The sequence below is a fragment of the Secundilactobacillus collinoides DSM 20515 = JCM 1123 genome (assembly GCF_001435975.1).
Classification (GTDB): domain Bacteria; phylum Bacillota; class Bacilli; order Lactobacillales; family Lactobacillaceae; genus Secundilactobacillus; species Secundilactobacillus collinoides.
Genome location: NZ_AYYR01000006.1, coordinates 1 through 2,315 on the forward strand (window position 1 = coordinate 1; position 2,315 = coordinate 2,315).

General features: G+C 43.5%; 2 protein-coding genes and 2 pseudogenes. All 4 read left to right on the plus strand.

The features are described from left to right. Nucleotides 1-74 (plus strand): annotated as a pseudogene (locus FC82_RS17440) (conjugal transfer protein TraA); the annotation flags it as partial. Continuing rightward, nucleotides 49-1,705, plus strand: a pseudogene (locus tag FC82_RS00715) (type IA DNA topoisomerase). The pseudogenes FC82_RS17440 and FC82_RS00715, both read left to right, overlap by 26 nt. Nucleotides 1,706-1,826: 121 nt before the next feature. Beyond that, a complete protein-coding gene (locus FC82_RS00720) occupies nucleotides 1,827-2,042 on the plus strand; it encodes a hypothetical protein (RefSeq protein WP_054762702.1) in 216 nt (71 codons plus the stop codon). A gap of 3 nt (nucleotides 2,043-2,045) precedes the next feature. Then, nucleotides 2,046-2,315: ArdC-like ssDNA-binding domain-containing protein (locus tag FC82_RS00725; RefSeq protein WP_235809143.1), on the plus strand; the 270-nt coding region annotated here is incomplete at its 3' end.

Below are 2,315 nucleotides of genomic sequence, written 5' to 3' on the forward strand. Positions count from 1 at the left end.
AGTGGGAAATGACGAAAAAGCAACGGCAACACCAAACTCGAAACCGGCATGAAGATGGGGGCATGCACTTGTAATCACAAAATTAGCGACTGGTTAATTGGTATGAATGGTAGCCCATAATGTATTTTATATTGAGAAAAATTTGGTACGTAGAGCGTGCTCGATTAGTTACGTATAGCTGCCAGCCTTGTGTATGGTCTATCAAAGAGACCAGGTAAACAAAACCTTTAAGCCGAAACCCTATTTTGAACTAAATGCTGAAATTCTTGCTAATTAGCAAAAATTCGTCGCAAAATTAGACCCCTATCAGCGATTTAAAGACGAAACAGGGCTAATGACATTCATGCAAGCTAAACACGTTCAGAAAGGCTCACAGGCTGGTTTAATAAAGGGCATTCAAAACCAGGCTAAAAAGCGTGCTAGTCCCCAACTATTCTCGCTATCCAGTCTGCAAAGTGCCATGAATAAACGGTATCATGCCAGTGCCAGCCAAACCTTGGCGGCCATTCAGAGTTTATACGAAGACAAACTACTCAGTTATCCCCGCACCGATTGTGCTTATATCACTGATGAAGAATTTGAGTATTTAGTGGCTAATCTGACGAAGTATCTGGGGTTAGTCTCTAAGCAAATCGCTTTAACCAATACCACGCCAAATAAGCGTTATGTCAATGGGAAAAAGGTTGAAGAACACTACGCCATTATCATGACTAAAATCGTCCCGACGAAAGAGAAACTGGCCAGCTTACCTAAATTACAGCAACAGGTCTATGATTTGGTTTTGAGAACGACGTTAGCGATGTTTGCTGATCCTTACGAGTATGAAGAAACCATCATTATTACCCAAGTTGGCGACGCCAATTTTAAAGCAACGGGTAAGGTCCCAACTAAGCAAGGTTGGCAAGTTTTATTTGATGATCACAAAGCCGACCAGCAAGAGGCAGCCACCCTACCAATCGTTCACCAAGGCGACCAAGTTCAAGCAAATCTGCAAACGCCGCAAAAAGAAACGACCCCACCAGTACCGTTTACCGAAGGGACATTAATCACAGCCATGAAGACGGCCGGTAAAACGCTTGATGATGAAGAAGCCCAGGCGATTCTCAAAGACGTGCAAGGAATTGGGACAAGTGCGACCCGGGCCAATGTGCTAGAAGTGTTAAAGAAACGCGGGTATCTCGTCACTGAAAAGAACAAACTCCACGTCAGTGAAGCTGGGATCACATTATGTAAAGCGGTCGAACTCGAACCCTTGCTAACTAGCCCAGAGATGACAGCGAAATGGGAGCAAGCGTTACAACAAATCAGTACCGAAGAACGCACCCCGGATAACTTTTTGAACCAAATCAAAAAGTTCGTGGAAAAATTGATTGCTGATGTTCCCACGCAATTGACTGGCAGTGCAGCCATTAAGCAACAAATCGATCACCAACAGCAAGCACAAAAAGCCGCCGAAGTATTCTTAGAAACACCGCAAGCGACCGTTTTAAATAAACAGAAGTTTTACATTGTGAAGCCCAAGCAAGGTGAAGATTTTACCTTACCTAAGAAATGGAGTAGCAAGACGCTTGGTAAGACCGCAATTAAAACGCTGGTCACCAAAGGGGAAACCAACAAGTTAAAGGGTTTCAAGAGCAAAAAGGGAAAGTCGTTTGCCGCCAAGTTAAAGCTTGCCGGTCATAAATTAAGTTTTGATTTCGATTAGACCTTACCTACCGCTCGACACTACGTTCCGGTTGGTGAACCCGTGGCTTAGGTTCACTTTGATAACCCCAAAAGTAAACCTAAACAACGGGTGAGATTAGCAGAGCAAAGGAGAGCATGAAATGGATAACGAATTAGCAGTCATAGGGAGTGAATTACCGGTTTTGCAGGCTAAAGAACCCTACAAGTATTTAAAAGAGATTACTGGAAATGGGGCTTATTATCAAGTGGCCTGGCAAAAATTAGTCGATGGCTACGTTGCCCTTTATGCCACGACCCCGATTCAAATAAGATTAGTGCCGACACTGAATGATATTTTTGAAGATGAGGAGGGGTAACTTATGCCAAATAAAGCAGATGTTAAGGCTTGGAAAGCACAATTAGTCGCCCAGGCTGAACAACAAATCCTAAAATTAACCGATAGTGACCAATTTAAAAAGTACCTCAATACCCTGGCTAAATTTCATCGTTATAGCGCCAGAAACATTGATTTAATTTATGCGCAAAATCCTCAAGCCACTCAAGTCGCCGGTTTTAAGCAATGGCAGAAGGCTTTTAACCGCACCGTCAACCGGGGCGCAAAAGCGATTCGGATTGCGGCTCCGATCATT